The organism is Pseudomonas sp. UBA6323, assembly GCF_002439135.1.
Lineage (GTDB): Bacteria > Pseudomonadota > Gammaproteobacteria > Pseudomonadales > Pseudomonadaceae > Aquipseudomonas.
In genome coordinates this window covers 1-26036 of the sequence record NZ_DJSX01000014.1, presented here as the reverse complement: position 1 = coordinate 26036, position 26036 = coordinate 1, and the positions used below count along the sequence as shown (strand labels likewise).

Sequence of the window (26036 nt, the reverse complement as noted above, 5' to 3'; positions counted from 1 at the left end):
CTCTGCCTGGGCCTGCTACTGACACTGCTCGGTCGTCTGCAACTGCTGGAAAACCTCAGCGCCGACTATTACACCGCAGTCGGGGAACGCCGCCTGATCGAGCTGGAGGACGGCAGCAGGGTTTGGCTCAACAGCGACAGCGCGCTGTCGGTGCGTTACTCCGCCGACGCCCGGGACCTGGAGTTGCAGCGCGGCCAGGCGCTGTTCGAGGTGGCCAAGGATGCCCAGCGGCCGTTCGTGGTGCAGGCCGCCGACGGGCAGGTCCGCGCTGTGGGCACGCGGTTTGATGTTGCCCTGCGCGCCGATCGGGTGCAGGTGGAGGTCAGCGAAGGCGTGGTGCAGGTGCGCAGCGGCGCGGCGCCGGGCGTGCGTGTCGACGCCGGCCAGCGGCTCGACTATCGCCAGCAGCAGGCGCCCGGGCCGCTGCAGGTGCTGGACCTGGATAACGCCAGTACCTGGCAGCGCGGCAAGCTGATCTTCAATCAACGCCCGCTCGGCGAAGTGCTGGCCGAACTGGAGCGCTACCTGCCGGGGCGCATCCTCATTGAGGATGCCGCGCTTCGCGAACAGCGCATCAGCGGCGTGGTCGACCTCGACCAGCCAGAAGCCCTGCTGGCCAATCTGGAGCGCCTGCAGCCGCTGCGCATCACCCGCCTGCCCTGGCTGGTGCTGGTGCAACCGCGCTGAGGTTCGGACGCCGCCTGGTGGTAGACGCTCTTCAGCGGCGAGCTTTCGAAGCGTGAATCGCGGCTGAAGCCGCTCCTACAGTTGTCTGGCCAGTCGGTAGCCCGGATGCAATCCGGGGCCGAGGCTGAGCCATAGCTGGCCCGGCAAAAATAATTTTCATCCGGCACTGCAGGATCGTATCGGGCGTTTCGTCGTAGAGGGGAACGCGACTTATTCCCAAAAACGAAACTGCCACACGACACGGATAACCCGCCATGCGCCATCCCGTTTCTGCCCTGCACCGCGCCCTCGCCTTCGCGACCCTGATCGGCACTGCCTGGCCGTTGGCCCAGGCCGCCGAGCCGACCCGCTATGACCTGCACATCAGCGCCAGCGACCTGGATGGTGCCATGACCCAGTTCGCCGATCAGGCCGGGCTGCACCTGCTGTTCAACTCCAGCGACCTGCAGGGCCTGCCCAACCCCGGCCTGCAGGGCAGCTTCACCGCCCGCGAGGCGCTGCAGCGCCTGCTCGAAGGCAGCGGCGTGAGCTGGACCTTCACCGATGAGCACAGCGTGCTGTTGCAGCGCAACGCTGCGCCGACCGGCGAGGCGCAGAGCAACCGCGAGCGGGTGCGCCTGGACGCCATGCAGATCCAGGTGGCGTCGCGCACGCCGACGCAGATCAGCGCCATTCCCGGCACCGTCTGGGTAGTCGAGCAGAAGCAGCTGCGCGAGCAGCTCGACACCGGCGTCAGCCTCAAGGAGGCACTCGGCAAGCTGGTGCCAGGCCTCGACCTGGGCCCGGAAGGCCGCACCAACTACGGCCAGAACATGCGCGGACGCGGCGTGCTGGTGATGATCGACGGCGTTAGTCAGAACAGTTCGCGCGGCCTCTCGCGCCAGTTCGACAGCATCGCCCCGTTCAACGTCGAGCGCGTCGAGGTGCTCTCCGGCGCCAGCGCTCTGTACGGCGGCGGTGCCACCGGCGGCATCATCAATATCGTCACGCGTAAAGGCGAAGCCGGCCCGGCGCGCTTTCAAAGCAACGCCAGCGTCACCAGCGGCTTCAACAACAGCGATGACCTGTCCACGCGCCTGGCGCAGGCGGTCAGCGGCGGCAACGAGCGCGTGCAGGGCCGCCTCGGCGTCTCCCTGGAGAAGAACGAAGCCTTCTACGATGCCGACGGCGAGCAGGTGTTCCTCGACAACACGCAGACCGACCTGCAGTACAACCGCTCCGTGGACGTGCTCGGCAACCTCGCCGTGCGCCTCGACGACACCCAGCAGCTCGACCTGCTGGCGCAGTACTACGACTCCGGCAACGACGGCAGCACCGGCATCTACTTCCCCAACCTCAACGCCAACGCGCCCTCGGACCTCGATGATGCCGAGATTCGCAACGGCCTCGACACCGACCTCAAGCCGCGCACCCGCCGCACCCTGATCAATGCCAGCTACCGCAACAGCGAACTGCTCGGCCAGGACTTCTACCTGCAGGGCTACTACCGCCGCGAGGACAACAATTTCCACCCCTTCCCCTACTACAACGCCGGCAGTCCGCGGGGCAGCACCGGCATCTACTTCGCCGGCTCGCAGCAGAACTTCGAGGTCAGCGGCCTCAAGGGGCTGTTCAGCAAGCAGTGGGACGATATCAAGCTGACCTATGGTCTGGACCTCGATCATGAGCGTTTCAACGCTACGCAGAATGTCTTCGACGCACAGCGCTCTTCGGACAGCGGCGGCCTGGAACTGGACACCCAGAGCAGCGCTGCGCGCTACCCCAGCTATGTGGTCGACGGGCTGTCGGCCTACGCCCAGTTGGACTGGCAACTGACCCAGCACCTGAGCCTGTCCGCCGGCGCCCGCCAGCAGCACATGGATGTCGAGGTCGGAGATTTTCGCGGCGTACCCGGCGGCAGCAACGACTACGAAGTCGGCCTGTACAACTTCGGCGCGCTCTATGACTTCGCCAACGGTCACCAGCTGTGGAGCAACTACAGCGAAGGTTTCGAGCTGGCCGATCCGGCCAAGTACTACGGCCGCGCCGGACTGTCGGTGGCGGACAATCCGCTGGCCGGCATCAAGAGCCGCCAGGTGGAGGTGGGCTGGCGCTTCAACGATGCCTACTGGCAGGCTCAGGCGGCGTTCTACTACATCTGGTCGGACAAGGTGATTAACACTGACAGCGCCACCCTGACCATCAACGTCGACGAACAGAAGAGCCGCGACTTCGGTTTCGAGGCCGCGCTGAGCCGCGACTTCGACAGCGGCTGGCAGGCCGGCACCACCCTGCACCTGGTGCGCTCCGAAGAGGAGGACGACGACGGCGACTGGATCAAACGCGATGCGCGCTACGCTTCGCTGTCCAAGACCACCGCATTCGTGGGCTGGAGCGACGAGCGGCGCAGCCTTCGCCTGCAGGGCAACCACGCAATGGACCTGAGCGACGACGCCGGACATCGCATCGAGGGTTACACCACCTTCGACCTCAGCGCGCGTCAGGACACCGACTTCGGTACCTTCAGCGCCGGTATCCAGAACCTGCTGGACAGGCGCTACAGCACCGTCTGGGGTCAGCGCGCCGCGCTGTTCTATTCGCCAGCGTACGGTCCGGCCTACCTGTACGACTATCAGGGCCGCGGGCGCACTTTCACCCTCGGTTACGAAGTGGAGTTCTGAGCCGGCCGCTGCGGCGAGGTTGCCAAGCGCCACGGGACGAATGACAATGCGATTCATTGTCATTTGTTAAGAAATCCTGCGCATGTCCGCCGACGCTCAGCTGCTGCACTCCCTCTACCGCGATCATCACAGCTGGCTGCAGGGCTGGCTGCGGCGGCGTCTGGGCAACGGCTGCGATGCAGCCGACCTGGCCCAGGACACCTTCGTGCGCCTGCTGCGGGCCGGCAATGCCGCGAGCATCCGCGAGCCGCGCGACTACCTGGCCACCGTGGCGCGCGGCCTGATGGTCGACTTTCTGCGCCGGCGCTCGCTGGAGCAGGCCTACCTCGATGCGCTGGCCCTGCAGCCGCAGGCCGAGCAACCCAGCGCCGAGCAGCAGGCCCTGCTGCTGGAGGCGCTGGTGGAGGTCGATCGCATGCTTGCCGGGCTCGGCCGCAAGGTGCGCGAGGTGTTCATCCTGTCCCAACTCGACGGCCTCACCTACGTGCAGATCGCGGCTCGCCTGGGTATCTCCCTGCGTAGCGTGAACAGCTACATGGCCCGAGCCGTAGAGCATTGCTGCCTGCTGCAGGCCGGCTGGCAATCGTGAACGAGGCGCAACGCGCCGCGCTCAAGGCGGCCAGCGGTTGGTACGCGCGGCTCTGTTCCGGTCATGGCGATGCCAGCGAGCAGCAGGCTTGGCAGCGCTGGTACGACGCCGACGAACTGCATCGTCAGGCCTGGCAGCAGATCGAGAAACTGCGTGAACAACTGGGCCTGTTGCCCGGGCCGGTGGCGTCATCGACCCTGCGCGGCGTGGACCATGGACGGCGTCGCCTGCTCGGCAGCCTGGCGCTGGCCGGGCTGGCACTGCCGCTGGGTTGGTTCGCCTGGCAGAACGATACCCGCCGCTACTGGCTGGCCGACTACCGCAGCGGCGTGGGCGAGCGCCAGCAGTGGCGTTTGAGCGATGGCAGCCAGCTGATGCTGGGTACCGCCAGCGCCGCGCAGTGGCATGTCGATGGGCAGCGCCGCCTGCTGCGTCTGCTCGGTGGCGAGGCGATGATCGACAGCCCGGACGAGGCGCGGCCGCTGCTGGTGGAAACCCGGCATGGTCTGGTGCGCTGCCAGGGTGCGCGTTTTTGCGTGCGCAGCGATGAGCAGGGCAGCCATGTCGCGGTGCTGGAGCGGGACGTGGAGGTGGCCCCGCTGCGCCACCTGCAAGCGATGCAGCCGCTCGCCGCCGGGCACCAGCTGCGCTTCGATGCGGAGCGACTGGAGCCGCAACGCGCCAACGATGCCGCCACGGCGGCCTGGACCCAGGGCAGCCTGATCGCCCTCGACCGGCCGCTGGGCGAGGTAATCGCCGAACTGGCGCGTTATCGCCACGGCGTGCTGCGCCTCGACCCGACTCTGGCCGGGTTGAAGGTCTCCGGCAGTTTCCCCCTGGCCGACACCGACCGCGCCCTGGCGGCGCTGGAGCACAGCTTCCCGGTAAAAGTGGTGCGACGCACCGATTACTGGGTGACGCTGATCCCGCGCGGCGCCTGAACGCAGATCGCGGCTGAAGCCGCTCCCACAGAAACCTTACGTCCGCCTGATCTTTGATCGTTTCCACGCCCCGCGGGAACGCAGCCGAGGACGCTCCGCGCCCGTTGGGGCTGCACAGACTCCAGCGCTGCCAGCATGACGCGGAGCGTCACGAACGCCGGCGCCTACGCAAAGTGTGGACACCATCGTTAAACGCAGATCGCGGCTGAAGCCGCTCCTACAGAAATCATACGTCCGCCTGATCTTTGATCGTTTCCACGCCCCGCGGGACCGCAGCCGAGGACGCTCCACGTCCGTTGGGGTTACACAGATTCCAGTGCCGCCAGGCATGACAGCAGAGCCTTCAAAACGCAGGTGCTCGCACCAATATGAGAAAAATGCTTCACCATTTGCACTTTCTGCCGCGCTGTTTCGACCCTCCCTGCAGACAATCACTTCGCAGCCAGCTGCCAGGGAACCCGCATGCCGTCACACCGCTCCGCTCGCTCTCCGCTTCGCACCGCCATCCGTCACGCCCTGCTTTGCTCCGGTCTGCTCTTGGGCGGGGCATTGCCGGTGCTGAGCCTCGCCGATACGCCGGCGCCGCACGCTTATCAGATCGCCGGCGGGCCGCTGGCCGAAGTGCTCAACCGTTACGCCAGCGCCGCCGGCGTCGCCCTGTCGTTCGATTCGGCCGCGCTGCAGGGCCAAAGCAGCCAGGGCCTGCAGGGCACCTTCGAAGTGGAGGAAGGTTTTGCCCGCTTGCTGCAGGGCAGCGGCCTGCGCGCGGTGCGCCAGGGCGAGGGCGTCTACGGGCTGGAGCGCCAGCCACAGCAACGCTCGGCCAACGGCGATGTGCTGGAGCTGGACTCCGTCACGGTCAGCACTCTGCGCAGCGATACCGCTGTGGGGCAGACCAGCCAGCGCGTGACCGTCATCGACCGCCAGCAGATCGAGCAGCAGCTGGCGCTGAGCAGCGACCTGGGCCAGGTGCTGAGCAGTCTGATCCCGTCCTATTCGCCAAGCCGGCAGAAGATGTCCAATGCCGGTGAAACGCTGCGCGGCCGCACGCCGCAGTTTCTCGTCGACGGCGTGCCGCAGGCCAGCTCGATTCGCAACGACGGGCGCAGCAGCTACACCTTCGACCTGGCGCAGGTCGAACGCATCGAGGTGATCCACGGCGCCTCGGCCGAACATGGCGGCGGTGCCACCGGCGGCATCGTCAACTTCATCAGCCGTCGTCCCGAGGGCAATGGCGTCAGCCAGCACGCCGGGGTCAGCCTGGAAAGCGATGACCGCTTCAGCAACGACGGCCTGGGCTACAAGATGAACTACCGGGTCAGCGCGCTGCATGGCGACTGGGAAACCCTGTTCGGCGCCACCTGGCAGGAGCGCGGCGCCTTCTACGACGCCAACGACGACCTGATCGGCGTCGCCTACCCCGGCGAGATCCAGGACACCCGCGACCATGACCTGATGTTCAAGCTCGGCTACTGGCTCGACGACGTGCAGCACCTGCAGTTCAGCGCCAACCACTACGAGCTCAAGGGCAACAATGACTATGTGCCGGTGCTTGGCGACCGCGCCGCCGGCATTCCCAGCACTGCACGCAAGGGCGATCCGCAGGGCGATCCGGCCTTCAACGAGAACCGCCAGTACAGCTTCAGCTACAACATTCAGGACCTCTACGGCAACGTGCTCGACCTGCAGCTCTACCACCAGCGTTACCGCGGCCAGTTCGGCGCGCTGATGTCGGCGGCCTTCCAGGACCCGAGCATCGCCCCGGTCGGCACGCTGTGGGAGCAGAGCCGCAGCGACTCGGAAAAATGGGGCGGCAAGCTGACCCTGCGCCGCCGCGGCATGTTCGATGGCCTGCTCGACCTGACCGGCGGCGTCGACCTGATGCGCGACAAGGGCGAACAGGTGCTGGTGCAGACCCACCGCAGCTACGTGCCGCCCTCCACCTACGACAACCAGGCCGGCTTCCTCCAGGGCGACCTGCACCTGACCGACCAACTGACCCTGATGGCCGGCTTGCGCCGCGAGCACTCCGAACTGGACGTGGATGACTTTCGCACCGTCTGGGGCACCAACAATGCCGGCGGCGTAAGCGTCGCCGGTGGCAAGGTGTCGTTCGGCAAGACCCTGAGCAACTACGGCTTCACCTATCAGGCCACCGACTGGGCACAGCTCTACGGCGGCTACTCCGAGGGCTTCGGCATGCCCGACATCGGCCGCGTGCTGCGCGGACTCGACGAGCCGGGACTGGACGTGGAAAGCCTGCTGGAGCTGGAGCCGATCATCACCCGTTCGCGCGAAGTGGGCCTGCGCCTGAACTTCGAGCGCGTGGACATGGAGCTGAGCTACTACGAGTCGTTCTCCAACCTGGGCGAACGCCTGTCGGTGAGCAGCGATGGCAACTACTTCGCCAATCGCGAGCGGGTCGAGATCCAGGGCTATGAGCTGACCGGCAACTGGCACATCGACGACCGCCACAGCCTGCGCGGCAGCTACGCCCACAGCCAGGGCAAATCCGATACCAACGACGACGGCAAGGTGGACACCAAGCTGACCGGCCTGAACATCTCGCCTGATCAGTACAGCCTGAGCTGGCAGGCCAACTGGAACGACGACTGGTCGAGCTACCTGCAATACAACTACTACGTCAGCCGCAGCTTCGATGATCCGCGCCTAGAGTTCGACGGCTATGCCCTGCTCTCTGCCAGCGTCAGCCGCCGCCTGCCGCTGGGCAGCCTGTCGCTGGGCGTCGACAACCTGCTCGACGAAGATTACTTCACCTACTACTCGCAATCGGCCCGCATCGCCGACGACTACAACTTCAAGGGCCGTGGGCGCACCTTCACCCTGGGTTATCAGGTCGAGTTCTGAGGGGGCTGTGGATAAGCGTGCGGGCTGGGGCCGCTTCCACGGCAGCGCGTGCGGGCCGGATATTGCCATCGCCCGCAAGCGGGCTCCTACGCGTTCAGCAGCTCTGTAGCCCGGATGAAATCCGGGGCGGTGTGGTATGCCGCCCGATCTTTCCCGGATTTCATCCGGGCCTCCCGCTTGGCTGAGCGTCATTGCTAATCAGGAACCTGCATGCCCTGAGCACCGGCGCCTTCGCAGCTGCAGGGCAATGTCGCCCGGGCGCGGTTATCCACAGGGCTCAGAACGGGTTGCTGAGGCTCGCGGTCAGGCTGCGCGGCGTGCCGTACCAGCCGCGTGGGCCGATCGCCGTGTAGTAGGTCTCGTCGAGCGCATTGTTGAGGTTCAGCGAAACACTGGTCTCGGGGTGAAGACGTACTGCGCCATCCACCACGCTGTAGGGGGCTTGCGTGAAGGTCTCGCCATTGGGGCCGGAACCCTTGTAGTACTCCTTGCCCTGCCAGCGTACGCCGCCGCCCACTTTCAGTTGCGGCAGCGATTGCAGGCGATAGGTGGTGAACAGCTTGAACGTGTCGCGCGGGATGTTCGGGGGAGTTGAAGCGCTCTATAGAGCAGAGCGCTTCAACCAGGGCTGATGGGCTCAGAAATTTCCTTTTAGGGTCACCATGAAGTTACGCGGTTCGCCATAGAAGTTGCCCCAGGACACGGCACCTGCGCTCTGGTAGTACTTCTTGTCGAACAGGTTATTTCCGTTGAGCGCGACAGACCAGTTTTCGTCGATACGAAAGCCCACGCGGCCGCTCCATATTGCATAACCAGCCTGTACCGAATTGACGGCGGGCCTCACGTTCGCATCCCGGTAGGCGATGTCGCTCTGTATGCTCACGCCGGCGCCGAGGTTCCAGCGGTCCAGCTCACCGGGCAACTGATAGTCGGCCCAGGCGCGAAACAGGTGGCGCGGGAAATAGGTGACGGAAAAGGCTGGCTCTTGCGGGTCGAGGTTGGCGCTTTCCAGGTACCTGGTCTGGGTATAGGTGTAGCCTGCCAGCAACTGAAGTCGGTCGACGACCTCGCCGCTGATTTCCGCTTCGAAGCCTTGTGCGCGTACCTTGCCCACGTCGCTGTAGCAGAAACCGTCGGAAGAACCCGGGCAACTGGTGCTGTAGTTCGCTTCTGCACGGTGCTCTTCGACGGTTCGGAACAGGTTGAATGCCGTGTTGACGCGGCCCTGCATCAACTCACCCTTGATACCCAACTCGTAGCTGGCACCTGTCTTGGGCTGTAGCGGGCTGTTGGACTCGTCGGTGTAGGTGCTCTGAGGCTGGAAGATGTCGGCATAGCTGGCATACACGGACCAGTTGTCGTTCAGGTCGTAGATCAGTGCGGCGAAGGGGGTGACCTGGCCGTTTTCCTGGCTCCTGTCGTGTTGCCAGTAGTCCCAGGCGCGGGTGTAGGAGTCGCGCTTGTTGCGATACCAACTGACGCGAGAACCCAACACGAAGGTCAGCGGCTCGGCGAGTTTCAGGCGCAGCGTGGCGTAGGTACCGAACTGCCGGGTATCCGACTCGGTAGGTATCGGGCCGCCACGATAGGAGTTGGGGGCGTAGAAGCTGTCCGGTGGTTCAGGGATATGCGCGTTCGGCTTGAACGGGTCCTGTGTCGTGCCCAGCAATGCGGTCATGTCGATGAGCGCCATGTGGTCACGGGTCTTGCCGCGGCTGGCATTGGCCCCGACGGTCAGTTCGTGCTCCAGGCCGAAGGCAGCGAATTTGCCATCCAGGTAGGCGTCGAAGCCGTAGTCGGTCTGGTCATAGTCGAACAGGCCCGAATAGACCCTGGATGGTGCCGATGTGGTGCCTGGGGTGACGCCGCCGCTGGTTTCGGACAGCGCGTATTTGATGTCCTGCTTGTTATGGGTGTAGACGCTGGCGAACTTGAAGGCCCAGTCCTCGTTCAGTCGATGCGACAGGTCTGCGAAGACGGTGGTGCGCTCGCTCTCCCAGTTGTTCCAGGATGCGCCCAGACAGGTGGAGCGACTCAGCTTCAGGTCCTTGCCGTTGCTGTCGCGGGGAAGGCCATGCCAGCACGGGGTGGCATCCAGACTTTCATAGGCGACGCCCACACCGACGGTGGTGTCTGGCGTGAGGTCATAATCCAGGGCGCCATAGAGGATCTGATCCTCCCGTTCGCCGAGGTCGTAGAAGTACTGGCGATCCTGCTGGGCCATGACGGCACGGCCGCGCAGGGTTCCCGACTCGTTCAGCGGGCCGCCAACATCCACTTGGCCGCGGTAGTTGTCCCAGGAGCCGGCCGAGAGTGTCAGGCTGGTAGTGAACTTATCCTGACCACGCTTACGGACGAAGTTGACCCCGCCAGCAGAACCGCCAGAGCCTTTCATCATGCCGGCCGCGCCCTTGAGCACTTCGACACGGTCGTAGTAAGCCATGTCGCCGGAGAAGCTATTGGCTTGGACGTACTCTGCGCCGACGTCCAGAGGCACGCCGTCGTACTGGTACTGCCCCTGCATCATGAAACCGCGGGAGTAGAAGTACTTGCCGCCCATGGGGGACTCGTACACCGCGATGCCCGGGGTTTTCTCCATGACCTGATCAATGCTGGTAAGGTTTTGATCATCCATGTACTTGCGGGTCATGACCGTGATGGACTGCGGCGTTTCTCTCAGGGTGTGCTGGCCCTTGCCAATGGTCACAGCACCGGCGGTGTAGGAGCCGCTACCCTCGGTTGTCGCGTTGAGCCTGCTTTGGGTGACAGTTATCGCCTCCAACTCAAGTGCGTCGCCACTCTCCACCGCCACTTCCAACATGTAGTTGCCATTGGTATCGAGCGCCCGCAGGCCGGTGCCGGCCAACAGCCGCGCCAGGCCTTCATCCACCGAATAATTGCCGTTGAGCCCTGGGCTGCGCTTGCCGGCGGTGAGTTGGGCGTCGACTGACAGCAGGATGCCGGCTTCGCTGGCAAAAAGGTTCAGCGCCTGGTCCAGCGGGCCGGCGGGGATGGCGTAGCTGCGCGACTGTTCGCTGGCGATGACCTGGGACACCGGCATGCTCAGCAGCAATGGGCCGCCGGTAAGCAGGCCGGCGAACAGGGCGTGGCGAACCGCGAGGCTCAGCCGGGAACGGGTCGAAGTGGGCAGATGCGGCATTCTGGATAATCCTCTTGAGAATGCTTCTTGGTCGAGTTCAAGAGGTATCCCGAGCGAGTCGGTAAAACCGACAAGGGCTGCGCAAATTTCTTTGCCGATACAGATCGTTCCCACGCAGGAGCGTGGGAACGATCAATCAGGCAGCGGTCACCGTGACCCAGTAACGGGTCAGGCTCTGTACCTTTACCGGCAGCGATTGCTGCAATGCGATCAGCACGCGGTCGGTGTCGGCCAGGGGGAATACGCCGGTCAGTGGCAGGCTGGCGACGGCCGGTTCGCAGCGCAGCACGCCGGGGCGATGGCGCGACAGTTCAGCGAGGAACTGGCCCAGTGGCATGCGCTCGGCGACCAGGCGACCGCCATTCCAGGCGATGGCGTTGGCATTGGCCGGAGCGATTTCACCCAGCGTCGTGGCAGAAAACCAGCGGCTTTGCCCGGCTTGCAGGCGTGTGGCAGCGGCCTGGCGCGGACGCAGTTCCAGCTCGCCCTCGAACAGTTCTACCTGGCTACCGCCATCGCGCTGATACACCGAGAAGCGCGTGCCCAGCGCCTGGATCTCCCCAGCGGAGGTTTCCACGATCAGCGGGCGCTGCGCCGCGTCACGGCCACTTTCGAGCAGCAGTTCACCATCAAGCAGGCGGATGCGCCGCTCGCTGGCGCTGAACAGGATGTCCACCGCACTGCCGCTGTTCAGGCTCAGCCGGCTGCCATCGGCCAGCGTCCGTTGCAGGCGCTCGCCAGTGCCGCTGCGCAGGTCGGCCATGGCCTCGCGCCAGGGTAACTGTGACTGGGCAAGGTAGCCGCTACCTCCAGCCAGTAACAGCGCGCCGAGCAGCTTGAGCGTATGCCGTCGGCGTGCATCGGGCAGCTCGCGCAGCACCGCGCAGGCTGTGTCGGCCGGCACGCCGCTCAGGGTGCTCTGCAGTTGCTCCAGGCGCTGCCAGGCGCGGCCGTGCTCGGGGTCGGCCGCGCACCACTCGGCGAAGCAGCGCTGCTGTTCGGAATCCAGCTCGCCGCCCCACTGCAGCATCAGCCAACGGCTGGCCTGCTCGACGATCGCCGGGGCGATAGACGCTTCGCTGGCAGCTTTCATTCGGCGTAGAGCACCTGATAGCAGGCGGCGATGGCGCGCAGCATGTACTTCTGCACCGAGCTGACGCTGACTTCGAGGCGTTCGGCGATCTGTGGATAAGTCAGACCCTCGAACTGCGACAGCAGGAAGGCTTCGCGCACCTTGGCCGGCATGCCGTCGAGCATGGCATCGATCTGCAGCAGGGTTTCGATGACCATGGCGCGGGTCTCCAGCGACGGGGTTTGCGGCTCCGGCAAAGCCGCCAGGCTGTCGAGGTAGGCCTGTTCGATGCGCTGGCGGCGCCACTGGTCGATGACCAGATTGCGGGCGATCTGCGCGAGAAAACGGCGGCCTTCGCCCTGCTCCGGCATGCGCCGGGTCACCAGCAGCCGCAGGAAGGTGTCCTGAGCGATATCGGCAGCGCGCTCACGGTCGCCCAGGCGCCGACGCAGCCAGCCTTGCAGCCAGCCGTGATGGTTGTGATAGAGCCTGTGTACGTCATCGTGCAATGATGACTGCGGCAAAACGCTGGACACCCGGAACTCCCTGGCACGCCGATGCAGATAAGAATTGATCGCGATTGTAGAAGGGCGGCTCGGGTTTGGGAACTGTTGGAGGGGATAGACTCCGTTGCACAGGGCCAAGAGTGGCCTGAAAGCGTTCCCACGCGGACGGTTCGACGCCTCGACGTGGGAACGATCGACACGCGCCTGCGCTCAGGGGTCAGAAGGTGTATTTCACTGACATCATCAAATTGCGTGGTTCACCATAGACACTGCTCGGTGTCGCAACCGTGGTACTGATGACGTTGTAGTACTTCTTGTCGAATGCATTGTTCAGGTTCAGCCGCATGTCCAGATTCTCGGTCGGCTTGAAACCGAGCATCAGGTCGACCAGCGAATAAGCCTCCTGCTCGACAGTGTAGTTAGCGCCTTTGTTGAAGATGCGGTTCTGACGATACAGCGAACCACCGACTCGCCAGTTGGAGAGCACTCCCGGCAATGTATAGGTCGTCGACAGCTTGAAGAGGTGCCGCGGGATGTCCGTGTCGAACAGTTTGCCCTCGTTGGCCACGTTGGCGTCCTTCACGTATTTGGTCTCGGCGAAGGTGTAGCCGGCGGCCAATTGCCAGTTCGGTGTCAGCTCACCTTGCAATTCCAGTTCGATGCCCTTGCTGCGAACCTTCCCGGACGCCTCGTAGCAGCTGGTGGTCGGGTAGCTTGGGCAGGTCGTTTGATCGGTGGAGCGCTTGGCGCGGTTTTCCTGGTCGATCTGGAATATCGAGAGCGAGGTATTCAGCGCCCCGTCGAAATACTCACCCTTGATTCCCACCTCGTAGTTTTTGCCCGTGATGGGTTCGATCGGGCTGCCGGAGGCGTCGAAATAGTTCTGCGGCTTGAAGATGTCCGTATAGCTGGCATACACGGAGTGGTTGTCATCGAGGTCATAGATCAGGCCCGCGTAGCGCGTCACGTTACGGGTAATCTTGAGCGTCGGTGGCGTCGGCCGATTGAGGTACGGATACACGCTGTCGAGTTCATACCAGTCCAGGCGGCTGCCTAGAATCAGCTTTAGCGAATCGGCCAGGTTCAGCCGGGTTGTTGCATACACACCGCTCTGCTTGGCGTCACTGTTCAGCCAATCATAAAGCGCTGCCCTGGTTGGTTTGGCGATGGCGCCTGAGTCCCAGTCGTAAACGTCTATATCGCTTGCAAGCAGACGGTTGGTCGCTACGTCGCCTTCGAATTTCACGGTGCGATGACTGGCCCCCACGACCAGTTCGTGTTCGCGGGCGGCCAGTTGAAAGGGGCCGCTGGCGTAAAGATCGAAGCTGTTCTGCTGCTCCTGATAATCCCCCATCCCCACCATCTGGTTGATGACCCCGGTGGTGGTGTTGGTTGTCAGGTAGGTGCCCAGCATATCGAGGGATGACCAGGTTCGCTGCGCAGACAGGTTCAGTCTCCAGCCAGCATCCAGTTCATGCTGCAAGCCAACCAGGGCGGAGGTGATGGTGCGATCCCAGTACTCCCAGTCGTTGCTCAGTGAGGTGGAGCGCGACAAGTGCAGGTCGCTACCGTCGATGGCGACTGGCAAGCCTGTCCAGCCGTTACCGTTGTAATTGTCATTCTGGTGCGACGCGCTGAGGGTCAGGGTGGTGCGCTCACTCAGATCGGCCTCGAGAATCCCGTAGAACAGGCCTCTCTCATTTTCGGCCACGTCGCGGAAGCTGTTGTGATCCTGGTAGGCGGTGACCATGCGGCCCCGCAGATTGCCGCTTTCGGTCAGCGGGCCGGACAAGTCGAGTTCGGTGCGATAGCGATCCCAACTGCCGGCACTTCCCTGAATGGCGGCCTGGAACTCTTTGGTCGGCCGTTTGCGAATCAGATTGATGGCTGCCGACGGCATACCGGCGCCTTGCATCAGGCCTGTGGAGCCACGTACGACCTCGACCCGGTCATACATGGCCATGTCGGCGGCAAGCAGGTCCTGGGACAGCCAGGAGCTATCCAGGCTGGTAGGCAGCCCGTCGTACATGATGTTGTCTATGGAAAAACCACGTGAGTAGTAGGTCGAGCGCTCGGGGCCGTGCCGACGCAGGGTGAGCCCGGGTGTGTTGTGCACGATCTCGTTGAGATTGTTCAGGCCCTGATCTTCGATGCGCTGCCGCGTGATAACGGTTACCGCCTGGGGTGTTTCGCGCATTGAGAGATTCATTCTCGTCGCCGTGCTGGTCGCTCCGGTGGTGTACGAGCCGGTATTTTCAGTCGTGGAGCGCGAGCTGCTGGCGGTGACAGTGGTGGCAGCCAGCTCCAGCGCGGCCCCTTTCTTCGGCATGCGCTCCAGGACATAGTTGCTGCCTGCCTGGACGATGCGTAGATCACTGCCGACCAACAGTTTTGCGAAACCCTGTTCGACGCTGTAGCTGCCCTGCAGGCCCGGACTGTTCTTGCCATTGGTCAGCGCTGCATCGAACGACAGCACCACGTCGGCTTCGTTGGCGAAGCGGCTGAGCACCGCACCCAGCGGGCCTTCGGCGATGGAATAGGTTTTCACCGCTTCCTCGGCCCGTGCCTTGCCGGCATCGCTCAGCAACGGCTGCACGAAGCCCGTGTGCAGAGCCAGGGTGGCGGCGAAGATGGCGATGGCCAGGGGCTTTCTGGCGTGCTGCTGGGTATGCGACATGAAGACTCCTGCAAATGCCGTTGATTCAGGTTGCAGGAGAGGTCGAGCGAGATGGCAAAACCGACAATCGATAATGAAAAATATTTTCACTTGCGTGCTTTGACGCTCACCCAGTAACGCGTGCGGGTTTCCATACGCACCGGCAGCGCCTGAGCGATGGCTGCCAGGGCGCGGTCGGTATCATCCAGCGGGTAGGCGCCGGACAGGCGCAGGCCGGCGACGTCCTCGGCGCAGGTGATGACGCCGGGGCGATAGCGCTGCAACTCGGCCAGGGTACGGTCCAGGCGCCAGTCGTCGATCACCAGGCGGCCCTGGCTCCAGGCAGCCCGATTCAGGTCGGCAGGTTGCGGGGTGCCCAGTCTTCGCTCATCGAAGCTCAGACGCAGGCCGGCGTCGACGCGAAGTTCGGCGCCATTCGCCGCGTTACGCACGGCTACCGCATGTTCCAGAACCTCGAGCTCGGTGTGATCATCGAACTGGCGCACATTGAAGCAGGTGCCCAGGGCGCGCATTTCACCGTGGGCGCTGCGTACCCTGAACGGGCGCGAATCCCTGGCCGTTTCGATGAGGATTTCACCCGCACGCAGGATGATCAGCCGTTGCTGCGCATCGAAGCGGATATCCACCGCGCTGGCGGTGTTCAGCGTCAGGCGGCTGCCGTCCTGCAGGGTCAGCTGGCGGCGCTCGCCAGTGGCGGTGCGCTGGTCGGCCAGCCAGAGCGGCGTTTGCCGGTAGCCCGTCCAGGCCAGACCGGAGATGCCGATGCCCAGCACCAGCCCCTTGAGCAGGGTGCGGCGGCTGGCCTGGACATCACTGCCCAGGGTGTGGCGAGCCAGTGGACCGGGTAATCCACTGAGCCCGGCCTGCAGGTCTTCGAGGCGTTGCCAGGCCCATTGATGGAGGGCGTGCTGCTGATACCAGGCCTGCCATTGCTGCCGGGTCTGCGCGCAGTTTGGCTGGGCGCCGAGGCGGGCGTGCCACTGAGCGGCATCGCGCAGGGCCAGGCGCTGCTCGGCGCGGTTCATCCCTCGGCATCCAGGGCGAACAGCAGGCACTGCTCAGTGGCCTTGCCCACATACTTGGTCACCGAACTGACCGACACACCGAGGCGCTGGGCGATCTCGGCATAGTTCAGGCCTTCCAACTGCGCATAGAGGAAGGCCTGGCGTACGCGGGTTGGCAGACCATCGAGCATGGCGTCGATCTGCAGCAGGGTCTCGAGCACAACCAGGCGTTGTTCCGGCGAGCATTCCTGCAGTTCCGGTTCCTGCGTCAGGGCGTCCAGATAGGCCTGCTCCAGGGTGCGACGGCGCAGATGATCGACCATTACCCGCTTGGCCACGGTGGCCAGAAAACTGCGCGGTTGGCGCAGGGGATGGGCAACGGTGGAAGTGATCAGGCGGACGAAGGTGTCATGGGAAATGTCCTCGGCGCGTTGCCGATCGCCCAGGCGCTTGCGCAGCCAGCCTTGCAGCCAGCTGGCGTGATCGCGATAGAGGCAGTGCATTTCATCGTGCAGCGACGCGCGTGACACCCGGATCTTCCTCTTAAAAAGCGATGCGGATAAGAATTGATCGCGATTGTAGGCGGGTGATCGGGCTTTTGAAACAGGCAGGGGCAAATGGCTGAAGGCTGCCAGGGTATCGGGCAGAGCCATTGCGGGGGTGGAAGGCGCCTTGTGCCTTCCATCCCCGTTGCGTCGGCTTACCAGTTGTAGGTCACGCTGCCGTAGACGGTACGCTGCTGGCCATATTGGCAGCCAACGTTGCTGAAGCAGCCGGCGACGTAGTCCTCGTCGAACAGGTTGACGGCGTTCAGGGTCAGGTCGAGGCCATCGAGCGAGGCGTCGAGCTTGCCGAGCGGGTAGCTGACCATGGCATCGACCAGGGTGTAGCTGTCCACCTTGAAGCTGTTGGCCGCGTCGCCATAGGTGCTGCCCACGTAGCGGGCGCCGGCGCCGATGCGCAGGCCGGCCAGGGGGCCGCTCCGGATGCTGTAGTCGGCCCACAGCGAGGCCATGTGCTCCGGCACCCGGAACGGCGTGTTGCCCTTGTTGCCGCTGTCCGACTGGGTCACTTCGACGTCGTTCCAGGTGTAGCTGCCGATCAGGTTGAGGCCGCGGCTGATCTCGGTCTTGGCCTCCAGTTCGACGCCCTGGGAGCGGACTTCGCCTTCCTGGCGAGAGAAGCCGCCAACCGATTCGGTGACGTTCTGTTTGGTCAGGTCGAACAGGGCGATGGTGTAGAGACTGTTGGCGCCCGGCGGCTCGTATTTCAGGCCCAGTTCGTACTGCTTGCCAGTTTCCGGGTTCAGTTGCGAGCCATCGGCGGTGGTGCCCATGGTCGGCAGGAACGACTCGCTGTAGCTGGCGTAGGGCGCCAGGCCGTTGTCGAACAGGTAGACGATGCCGGCACGGCCGCTGAATTTCTCGTCCTTCTGCGTCTGCGGGCTGCGGTCGTCCTTCTGGTTGCTGGCCCAGTCATAGCGGCCGCCGAGCAGGAACACCCAGTTGTCGAGCTTGATCTGCTCCTGCAGATAGAGGCCGGTCTGGGACAGCTTCTGTTCGTAGCTGCTGTTGGTGAACGGCACCAAGGTCAGGGGTTGGCCGTAGACCGGGTTGAACGGGTCGAAGCCTTCCATGATGAAGTTCAGCGACTGGCGCTGGTCGAACTGGCCGTTGTTGTAGTCCACGCCGGTCAGCAGGGTGTGCTCGAGCGGGCCGGTGACGAAGTTGGCCTGAACCTGGTTGTCCATGGTGAACAGCCGGCCATCGCCTTTGCGCTGGTCGTTGTAGCGCGAGTACTGGCCGCCACCCAATGGGCCGAACAGCGCGATTTCCGAGCTGGATTGCCGGTAGTCGCTGTAGCGCACGTTCTGGCGCAGCGTCCAGATATCGTCGAGATGATGCTCGAACACATAGCCCAGCGAGGTCTTCTCGTTGGTCATGAAGTCGTAGGCGCTGTCGCCGACGTAGGTATCCCGGTCGAGGCTGCCACGCGGATCGCGAAAAACGGTGCCGGATGCCGGCAGGGGGTTGGCGAAGTTGCCGGTCTGCTTTTGGTACTCGGCTAGCACCGTCAGCTCGGTGGCATCGCTTGGCCGATAGCTGATGGCCGGGGCGAAGTACTGGCGGCGATTGCTGATATGGTCGACCTGGGCATCCGTTTCGCGGAAAAGCCCGGTGAGGCGATAGCTCCACACGCCCTCTTCATCCAGCGCACCGCCCAGATCGAAGGCGCCCTGCCTATAGCCCAGATTGCCTGCCTGCAACTGCACCTCACGCACCGGCTCCAGGGTCGGGCGCTTGCTGATCAGGTTGATCTGGCCGCCGGGATCGGATGCGCCGTACAGCACCGAGCTGGCGCCGCGCAGCACTTCGATGCGCTCCAGGCCGTAAGGCTCGGGCGCATCCCAGCCGAGGAACTCCGGCAGGAAGGTGCGGGTGCCATCGCGCAGCATGCGCCCGGTGCCCTGTTGAAAGCCGCGAATGGTTAACTGGTCGGTGACGAACTGGGGCCCGGCCAGTTCGGCATGGATACCCGGGGTATAGCGCAGCGCCTGGGTGATGGTCTTGGGCTGCTGGGCCTCGATCTGCTCACGGGTCACCACGGAGACCGAGTAAGGCGTCTCGATCAGCGGCGTATCGGTCTTGCTGCCCGCGGTCGCCCGCTTGGCCACATAACCGTCGTCCGGGCTGACGGAGCTGTAGGCCTGGCCGATGACGCTGGTCGAATCCAGCTCCAGGACCCTGGACGTCTCCTGTGTGCGGCGCACGCTGAAGTTGCCGCTATCGGTCACCACCAGTTGCAGGCCGCTGCCGGCCAGCGCCAGCTGCATCGCCTGCTGCGCGGTCATCGAGCCGCGCACGGCGGGGGCCTGCTTGCCGCTGACCAGCTGCGGGTCGAGGGAAACCACCTGGCCGCTCTGGCGGGCGATGGCGTTGAGGGTCGCCCCCAGGCCGGCGGCCGCCAGGTCGAAGCTCAGCACCTGCTGCTGGACGGTGGATTCGGCATGGGCCAGGGCAAGCGGCAGGCCGCCGGCGAGGGAGATCGCCAGGGCGAGAGGCCAGGGTTTGAGCACGGAGGTTCTCCTGAGAAATGTGTGTTGTCAGGAGAGAGGTGCAACGAGCGCTGAAAACCGGACACGGATGCGAAAAATTTTCATTCTTTTTTGGGCAAGCCATAAGAGTCTGTATTCAGTGGGGCATTCGCGGACAAGTCCGCTCCACAGTTCAGTTGCAACCCGCGCTGCCAGCTTGTGGGAGCGGACTTGTCCGCGATCTGTTAGCGTCACTGCCGCCTGGACCTATCACCCGACAACCGTTCCAGCACCCCGAACGGTCGGCGCCTAACCGCGCGGCCCGATCAGGGTCAGCCAGGGGCCATAGCGCTCGACCTTGAGCGGCAGGGTTTCTGCCAGCGCGGTAAGCGCGCGCTCGCTGTCGTCCAGCGGGAACACTCCCTGCACGCGCAAGCTGCGTATCTGCGGGTCGAGGCGCAAGATGCCGCTGCGGTAGGGGCGCAAGGCATCGATCACGCTTTCCAGTGGCTCGTCGAGCACGCTCAGCTGCCCCTTGAGCCAGTCGGCGCGGAAGCTCTGATCACCGTCGAGGCGCTCGATCCTGGCCTGATGCAGCACGGCGGACTGGCCTTGCGGCAGGTCGAGCTGCGCGCCGCTGGGCAGGGATACGCGCACCGCATGCTCGAGCACCACCACCCGCGTCGACTCGCCCTGGCGCTCGACCATGAAGCGCGTGCCGAGGGCGCGGGCATCACCCTGCGCGGTACGCACCACGAAGGGCCGCGCGCGATCGGCCGCCACCTGCACCAGCAGCGAGCCGCGTTGCAGGCGCAGCAGGCGCTGCCCGCTGGAGAAGTCGAGGTCCACGGCGCTGCCGGCATTCAGGCTCAGTCTGCTGCCGTCGGCCAGGGGCAGCGCGCGGCGTTCGCCCTTGCCGGTGCGCAGGTCAGCCAGCAGGGCCTGGCCACTGTCGCTGCGCGCGCCAAGCCAAAGGCCACCGCCGAGCAGACCGGCGCCGACCAGCCCACGGAGCACGTCGCGGCGGCCATGGGCCGGTTGCAGCAGCGGTTCACGCAGGGCCTTCGGCGCGCGGCGTAGCATGTCGTAGGGCTCGCCGAGGCGGCCCTGCAGCTGTTGCCAGGTCTGCGCGTGGTTTGGCGCGGCGCTCAGCCAGGCCTGGAAGGCATCCTCGGTTCGCGTATCGGCGCGCCCCGAGCGCAGGCGCACCATCCAGTCGATGGCCTGCTCGACGACGGGATCGAGCGCTTCGCCGCTCATGGCTGCATGCCGCTCAGCCAGCACTGGCGCAGGGCCTGGGTCATGTAGCGGCCCACGGTGCGCTCGCTGATATCCAGGCGCCGGCCGATCTCGGCATAGGACAGGCCATCGAGCTGGCTGTAGAGAAAGGCCTTTTTCACCACCAGCGGCAGATCGGAAAGGCTGCGGTCGATGTTGGTGAGCGCCTCCAGCAGAAGCAGCTTTTCTTCCGGTGAGGGGGCGAACTCTTCCGGCAGTAGCGCCAAGCGTTCCAGGTAGGCCTGCTCCAGGCGTTGGCGGCGGTAACGGTCGTAGACCAGCCGGCGGGCGACGGTGGAGAGAAAGGCGCGTGGGCGCTCGAGGTGCGTTGGGTCGACCCGCGCAGTGAGCAACTGGCAGAAAGTTTCCGCCGCCGCGTCTTCAGCGTCGGCACGGTTGCGCAACTGGCGCTGGATATGCTGCAGCAGCCAGCGGTGATGGTCGCTGAAGAAGAAGCCGAACTTGGAGGGGGTCGACACGATGGTGTCTCATGATGAATGAGAATTTGTCGCATCTTATCGACTTGGCCCGTGGCCTGTAAATGAAACCTCTGGCCGGGTGGCTAGTCTTGAAGATGAACCCTTCAATTTCAGGAGCTGAACATGTCCGACCATCACACCTACAAGAAGATCGAGATCGTTGGTTCATCGCATACCAGCATCGAGGACGCCATCGAGAACGCCCTGGCCGAGTGCGCCAAGAGCGTGCGCAACCTGGATTGGTTCGAGGTGCTCGAGACCCGCGGCCATATCGAGAATGGCAAAGTCGGTCACTACCAGGTCACGCTCAAGGTCGGCTTCCGTCTGAGCAATAGCTGATGCCCTGCACGCAGAGGTCGGCGCGGCTGGCGTAGCGCGCCACCGAGCAGCCCTGCCGGCAGCGGTCGGTAGGTTTCTGCAGGATGGCCGCGATCTCCTGCAGGCTCATGGCGCTATCACCGGCCAGGTTGTAGGGCGCCTTCCCGGGCCTGCCCCAGGACCGGGTGGATGATGTCGGCCACATTCCGCTGCCAGATGAACGCGAAGCGGCAGGTGAACACGCATGGCAGTCTCCTGGCTGTCACATGGCAGATGAAGCGCCCCGGGATTGTCGGTTTTTCGGGCTGTCAGGCTGGTTGCCAATAGCCATTGCGGCCGTGGCGCCGCACGCCAGCGGCGATGGTGATCGATGCCAGGATGGGCCAGCGGTTGTGGCCCCGCGCACAGCCGCGGTGCTGGCCGCTGGCGAGGCAGGGTTGGATCGGGCAAGCTGCCTGGGCTGATTTCAGGGAGGAAATGCCATGTTCAGACTCTTGCTGCTGGTGAGCCTGCTGTCGCTTGCGGGGTGCGTTGACAATGATCCGCCACTCGCCGAGGAGCGCCGCCTGCTGCTCAGTGGCGACGATTTCGCCGCCTACGAGGCGCCACAGGAGGGGCGCTACCAGAAGGTGGTGACCTATGCCACGCGCACCATCGACCTTAATTTCGAAAGCCGTGACAGCGACTGGTTTTACCTCTACACCGGCGTCTCGCTGTATCCACGTGCCGGCGATGCGCTGATGACCAGCTATGCCGAGACCTTCGGTGCGTCGTTTGGCCTGCGCAACAGCGGCCTGGTGCAACAGGATCTGCCGCTGGAAACCAGCCTGGCCAGCCGCGCCAGCCTCAAGCTGCTGGTTCAGGATGGCGAGCCGGTGGGCAATCTGTTCTATGCCACGGTCGGCAACAAGTCGATGTTCACCATCTTCACCGGGGTGTATTTCGAGCAGGCCGAGGACTTCGAGGCGTTCATCGCACCCAAGCTGCTGGCATTGCGCGAATACCAGCACGACGATCCCTTGCTGACCTGGGCGGGCAAAACACTCGGCTTTGGCGAGTGACGGGCACTTAGCCGAAGAACCAATAGCACACGGCAATCGCGGCGATGATCCCGGCCGCATCGGCGACCAGTGCACAGCCCACGGCATGGCGGGCGCGTTGCAGGCCGACCGCGCCGAAGTACACCGCCAGCACGTAGAAGGTGGTTTCGGTGCTGCCCTGTACCGTGGCAGCGATCAGCGCCGGGAAGCTGTCGACGCCGAAGTTCTCCATGGTTTCGATCAGCATTGCGCGCGCTGCGCCGCCGGAGAAGGGTTTGATCAGCGCAGTGGGCAAAGCGTCGACGAAGCGCGTATCCCAGCCCAGCGTTTCGATCAGCCAGCGGATGCCGTCGAGGCCGAAATCCAGCGCGCCGGACGCGCGCAATACGCCAATGGCGCAAAGCATGGCGACCAGATACGGCAACAGGCTCTTGGCTACATCGAACCCTTCCTTGGCGCCATCGATGAAGCTCTCGTACACCGGGACCTTGCGCAGCGCTCCGACCACGAGAAACAGCAGGATCAGGCCAAACAGGGTGAGATTGCCGAGCAACGAGGACAGCGCAGCCAGGGCGGTGGCGCTCATGCCGGCGAGCAGCGCCATGAAGCCGCCGAGCAGCAGCGCGGTAGGAATCAGGTAGGCCAGCACCACCGGGTCCCACAGACGCAGACGCTGCATCGCCGCCACCGCCAGCAGACCAGCCAGGGTCGAGGCGCTGGTAGCCAGCAGAATCGGCAGAAACACCAGCGTCGGGTCTTCGGCCCCTTGCTGCACGCGGTACATGAAAATCGATACCGGGAGCAGGGTCAGCGAGGAGGTGTTGAGAACGAGGAACAGGATCTGCGCATTACTCGCCGTCGTCGCGCTCGGGTTGAGGTCCTGCAAGGCGCGCATGGCTTTCAGGCCGATGGGTGTGGCGGCGTTGTCCAGTCCCAGGCCATTGGCGGCGAAGTTCATGCTGATCAGCCCCAGCGCCGGGTGGCCGCGCGGCACTTCCGGCATCAGTCGGGCGAACAGTGGCCCCAGCAGGCGCGCCAGCAAGTCCACGAGGCCGGCCTTTTCGGCAATGCGCAGCAGGCCCAGCCACAGCGTCAGGGTGCCGAACAGCACCACCATCAGCTCCACCGAGAGCTTGGCCATGGCGAACAGGCTCTCGACCATGGCGCCGAACACGCTGGCATCGCCGCCAAGCAGCCAGCGCGCCAGTGCAGCGACGGCAGCCAGCAGAAAAAAGCTCAGCCACAAGCCATTGAGCATTGCGATCCCCCTTCGTTATGGCGGGGGATGATAACGTGTCGGCGGTGACTTATGGGACAGGCTGCAAACTGCCGTCACTCAATACCAGTTGGCATCGGCGCGCAGCTGTTCCATCAGCATCTGCTGAATGTCTTCGTCCGGGTCACCCAACCAGCGCAGGGTAGCGTGCTCGCTTGGCACGCGGTCTTCGGGCAGGCCGTCCGGCACCTGCACATAGAGCGCATAGGCATCGTCGTCCTCCCACTCGAAGGCGACATAGGCGCGCTGGCTGAAGCATCGTTGCGCTTCGCATACCTGGCCGACCAGGTAGCGATCGTTGTCGGCTTCCACTGCCTGCATGGGGGTAGACAGGCCGCTGAGATTGATCAGCCAGTCCGGCAGGCGCTCTTCATCCTTGACCAGGTCCTGCCAAGCTTCGCGGTAGTCGGCGTTGCTGCTCAGCAGCTCACCCGGCTGGAAACTGGCGTCGCGGTCGGCGGCCTGAGCCGCCAGGGCGCCGCCCATCAGCAGGGCGGCAGCGATGGCGTGAATCGAATGCATTAACGACTCCTACATCTTCGGGCGGCGGCCCATGACGAACGAGACGATGAACAGCACCAGGAACACGACGAATAGAATCTTGGCGATACCTGCAGCGGTGCCGGCGATACCACCGAAGCCCAGTACAGCGGCGATGATGGCGATGATCAGGAAAGTGACTGCCCAACTAAGCATGGTGTTTCTCCTCGGTGGATCATGGGAAAGTGGCCCAGGCAGGCCAGGGGTCTTACGCGTTGCTCGGAACCGTTGGCTGGGGCACAGCGCCCGTGGGCAGCTCCAGTCCGGCGGTGTAGCGGCTGATGCACAGGGTCCGGCCGATCAGCAGGACGCTGGCGAACGTCAGACTGAGCAGAAGCAGCGAGCTGGCCAGTACCAGAGCAACTATCCACATGGCGGTTCTCCTGTTGCGTTGGAGGCGGATGGCGCGCATTCCGTCTCTTCCTTTCTTGTATCGCGACCGGCGCCTGACCGGTCACCCAACAAGGACATTGCAGCGCCCGTGCCAGACTTGTTCTTTCAATAAATTCCTTTGGAATCATCTAGTTATATTTATTTGATGGCGCATGATGGCGGGCATCCTGCCCGAATGCGGTTTTTTCGATCGTGCGTTTTGCCCGACAACTTGCAAAAGCTCGGGGGTTGCGAATGGTCAGAATGGTCGCCCGTCGACTGCGCAGTCGGTATACTCGCTGCGCCCGTGTGCCATGCGGGTTCCGCGCCCAAAACAACAACCGCGCCGCGAGTCTCGAGCCGATGAACGACTACGAACAGGAAGACCCGATTCCCCAGGGCGACCTCGCCCTGCAGATCACCGCGTTGCCGCGCGAGACCAATGGTTTCGGTGATATCTACGGCGGCTGGCTGGTGTCCCAGATGGACCTCGCCGGCACCGCGATGGCGAGCAAGGTCGCTGGTGGCCGCGTGGCGACCGTGGCCATCGATCGTATGGCCTTTCTGGTGCCGGTGGCAGTGGGTGCGCAACTGTCCTTCTACACCCAGGCGCTGGAGATCGGCCGCAGCTCGATCCAGATGATGGTCGAAGTATGGAGCGACGATCCGCTGTCCAACGAATGGCGCAAGGTCACCGAGGCCGTTTTCGTGTTCGTCGCCATCGATGGCAGTGGTCGCACCCGTCCGGTACCGCCGCGCCGCGGCTGAGCGGACATGCACCGTACAAGCGAATCGCAGTAACGAAAACGCCGGCATAAGCCGGCGTTTTCATTTTGTCCGGGCAATCAGCCGCGGATGTTGTAGATGTCCTTCTCGTTGCTCTCCGCATAGTCGTACAGGCGCTGCAGATAGGCTTTCTGATGCTCCCAGACCTTTGTCGCTGCCGGGTCGGCCGCGGCGCTGGCGTCCACCACTTCGGCAGCCACTTCCTTCAGGCGGGCCAGGACTTCGTCCGGCAGGCGGCGAACTTCCACGCCATCGGCCTTGAGTTGCTCCATGGCTTCCATGTTCTTGGCGTTGTAGTCGTCGAGCATGTCGCCATTGACGTCACGGGCGGCGGCACGAACGATGGCCTGCAGATCGGCCGGCAGGGTTTCCCAGGCCTTGAGGTTGACGTCCAGTTCGAACAGAACGCTCGGCTCCTGCCAGCCCGGGGTGTAGTAGTACTTGGCAGCCTTGTGCAGACCCAGGGCCAAGTCGTTGTATGGGCCGATCCACTCGGTGGCGTCGATGGCGCCGGTTTGCATGGCGGTGAAGATCTCACCGGCCGGCATGTTGACCACGGTGCCGCCCATTTTGGTCAGCACTTCGCCGCCCAGGCCGGGGGTGCGCATCTTCAGGCCCTTGAAGTCGTCGACCTAGTTGATTTACTTGTTGAACCAGCCGGCGGATTGTACGCCAGTGTTTCCGCAGGCCATCGGCAGCACGCCGAACGGCTTGTACACCTCTTCCCACAGCTGCTGACCGCCGCCGCG

Annotated in this window: 21 protein-coding genes and 2 pseudogenes; 8 read left to right on the top strand and 15 right to left on the bottom strand. The window is 64.1% G+C overall.

Annotated elements, in window-relative coordinates:
- From B3P22_RS04060 to B3P22_RS04040, 5 genes are all read left to right on the top strand, one after another.
- A partial coding sequence (locus B3P22_RS04060; RefSeq protein WP_296269999.1) for a FecR family protein occupies positions 1 to 687 on the top strand: 687 nt, incomplete at its 5' end.
- Positions 688 to 941: 254 nt separating this feature from the next.
- A complete protein-coding gene (locus B3P22_RS04055; RefSeq protein WP_296269998.1) occupies positions 942 to 3347 on the top strand; it encodes a TonB-dependent receptor in 2406 nt (801 codons plus the stop codon).
- Between the two features lie 82 nt (positions 3348 to 3429).
- A complete protein-coding gene (locus tag B3P22_RS04050) occupies positions 3430 to 3936 on the top strand; it encodes a sigma-70 family RNA polymerase sigma factor (RefSeq protein WP_197858788.1) in 507 nt (168 codons plus the stop codon).
- Positions 3933 to 4877 carry a FecR domain-containing protein gene (locus tag B3P22_RS04045; protein WP_296269997.1) on the top strand — a complete coding sequence of 315 codons (945 nt, stop codon included), beginning with the start codon at positions 3933 to 3935 and terminating at the stop codon, positions 4875 to 4877. Before B3P22_RS04050 ends, B3P22_RS04045 begins: the two co-directional genes overlap by 4 nt.
- 462 nt (positions 4878 to 5339) lie before the next feature.
- Positions 5340 to 7745, top strand: coding sequence for a TonB-dependent receptor (locus B3P22_RS04040; protein ID WP_296269996.1), 2406 nt, complete (start codon positions 5340 to 5342; stop codon positions 7743 to 7745).
- Between the two features lie 277 nt (positions 7746 to 8022).
- Here the strand turns inward: B3P22_RS04040 and B3P22_RS04035 are convergent.
- From B3P22_RS04035 to B3P22_RS03990, 10 genes and pseudogenes are all read right to left on the bottom strand, one after another.
- Positions 8023 to 8325: pseudogene (locus B3P22_RS04035) on the bottom strand (TonB-dependent siderophore receptor); the annotation flags it as partial.
- Positions 8326 to 8382: 57 nt separating this feature from the next.
- Positions 8383 to 10905 (bottom strand): TonB-dependent siderophore receptor, encoded by a 2523-nt coding sequence (locus tag B3P22_RS04030; protein ID WP_296269995.1) that lies wholly within the window; start codon positions 10903 to 10905, stop codon positions 8383 to 8385.
- A 136-nt stretch (positions 10906 to 11041) separates the two neighbouring features.
- A complete protein-coding gene (locus B3P22_RS04025) occupies positions 11042 to 11998 on the bottom strand; it encodes a FecR domain-containing protein (protein WP_296269994.1) in 957 nt (318 codons plus the stop codon).
- Entirely contained in the window at positions 11995 to 12513 is a 519-nt protein-coding gene (locus tag B3P22_RS04020; RefSeq protein ID WP_296269993.1) for a sigma-70 family RNA polymerase sigma factor, read from the bottom strand. The genes B3P22_RS04025 and B3P22_RS04020 overlap by 4 nt, the downstream gene beginning before the upstream one ends.
- Positions 12514 to 12700: 187 nt before the next feature.
- The gene (locus B3P22_RS04015) at positions 12701 to 15250 is read right to left on the bottom strand and encodes a TonB-dependent receptor (protein WP_296269992.1); all 2550 of its coding nucleotides are present in this window, start codon (positions 15248 to 15250) and stop codon (positions 12701 to 12703) included.
- Positions 15247 to 16185, bottom strand: a complete 939-nt coding sequence (locus B3P22_RS04010) for a FecR domain-containing protein (protein WP_296269991.1) — start codon at positions 16183 to 16185, stop codon at positions 15247 to 15249. The genes B3P22_RS04015 and B3P22_RS04010 overlap by 4 nt, the downstream gene beginning before the upstream one ends.
- Positions 16182 to 16667 carry a sigma-70 family RNA polymerase sigma factor gene (locus B3P22_RS04005; protein ID WP_419096410.1) on the bottom strand — a complete coding sequence of 162 codons (486 nt, stop codon included), beginning with the start codon at positions 16665 to 16667 and terminating at the stop codon, positions 16182 to 16184. The genes B3P22_RS04010 and B3P22_RS04005 overlap by 4 nt, the downstream gene beginning before the upstream one ends.
- A gap of 197 nt (positions 16668 to 16864) precedes the next feature.
- Positions 16865 to 19240, bottom strand: coding sequence for a TonB-dependent siderophore receptor (locus B3P22_RS04000; RefSeq protein ID WP_296269990.1), 2376 nt, complete (start codon positions 19238 to 19240; stop codon positions 16865 to 16867).
- 267 nt (positions 19241 to 19507) lie between these two features.
- A complete protein-coding gene (locus B3P22_RS03995) occupies positions 19508 to 20458 on the bottom strand; it encodes a FecR domain-containing protein (RefSeq protein ID WP_296269989.1) in 951 nt (316 codons plus the stop codon).
- Positions 20455 to 20955, bottom strand: a complete 501-nt coding sequence (locus B3P22_RS03990; RefSeq protein ID WP_296269988.1) for a sigma-70 family RNA polymerase sigma factor — start codon at positions 20953 to 20955, stop codon at positions 20455 to 20457. The genes B3P22_RS03995 and B3P22_RS03990 overlap by 4 nt, the downstream gene beginning before the upstream one ends.
- A gap of 123 nt (positions 20956 to 21078) precedes the next feature.
- Here B3P22_RS03990 and B3P22_RS03985 point away from each other — a divergent pair, with 123 nt between their 5' ends.
- Together B3P22_RS03985 and B3P22_RS03980 are read left to right on the top strand one after the other, a co-directional pair.
- Positions 21079 to 21294, top strand: coding sequence for a dodecin (locus B3P22_RS03985; RefSeq protein ID WP_275546504.1), 216 nt, complete (start codon positions 21079 to 21081; stop codon positions 21292 to 21294).
- 461 nt (positions 21295 to 21755) lie between these two features.
- Entirely contained in the window at positions 21756 to 22334 is a 579-nt protein-coding gene (locus tag B3P22_RS03980; RefSeq protein ID WP_296269987.1) for a hypothetical protein, read from the top strand.
- 7 nt (positions 22335 to 22341) lie between these two features.
- Here the strand turns inward: B3P22_RS03980 and B3P22_RS03975 are convergent, their stop codons facing one another.
- The 4 genes from B3P22_RS03975 to B3P22_RS03960 all read right to left on the bottom strand — a co-directional run bounded on the left by B3P22_RS03975 (position 22342) and on the right by B3P22_RS03960 (position 24502).
- Positions 22342 to 23571 carry a nucleoside recognition domain-containing protein gene (locus B3P22_RS03975; protein WP_296269986.1) on the bottom strand — a complete coding sequence of 410 codons (1230 nt, stop codon included), beginning with the start codon at positions 23569 to 23571 and terminating at the stop codon, positions 22342 to 22344.
- Between the two features lie 78 nt (positions 23572 to 23649).
- A complete protein-coding gene (locus B3P22_RS03970; protein WP_197857635.1) occupies positions 23650 to 24111 on the bottom strand; it encodes an inhibitor of vertebrate lysozyme family protein in 462 nt (153 codons plus the stop codon).
- Positions 24112 to 24120: 9 nt separating this feature from the next.
- Positions 24121 to 24285, bottom strand: coding sequence for a DUF1328 domain-containing protein (locus tag B3P22_RS03965; RefSeq protein ID WP_197857636.1), 165 nt, complete (start codon positions 24283 to 24285; stop codon positions 24121 to 24123).
- A 52-nt stretch (positions 24286 to 24337) separates the two neighbouring features.
- On the bottom strand, positions 24338 to 24502 hold the full coding sequence (locus B3P22_RS03960; RefSeq protein WP_275546507.1) for a hypothetical protein: 165 nt from the start codon (positions 24500 to 24502) through the stop codon (positions 24338 to 24340).
- Between the two features lie 362 nt (positions 24503 to 24864).
- Here B3P22_RS03960 and B3P22_RS03955 point away from each other — a divergent pair, with 362 nt between their 5' ends.
- Positions 24865 to 25269, top strand: coding sequence for an acyl-CoA thioesterase (locus tag B3P22_RS03955; protein ID WP_013713264.1), 405 nt, complete (start codon positions 24865 to 24867; stop codon positions 25267 to 25269).
- 77 nt (positions 25270 to 25346) lie between these two features.
- Here the strand turns inward: B3P22_RS03955 and B3P22_RS03950 are convergent.
- Positions 25347 to 26036, bottom strand: a pseudogene (locus B3P22_RS03950) (TRAP transporter substrate-binding protein); the annotation flags it as partial.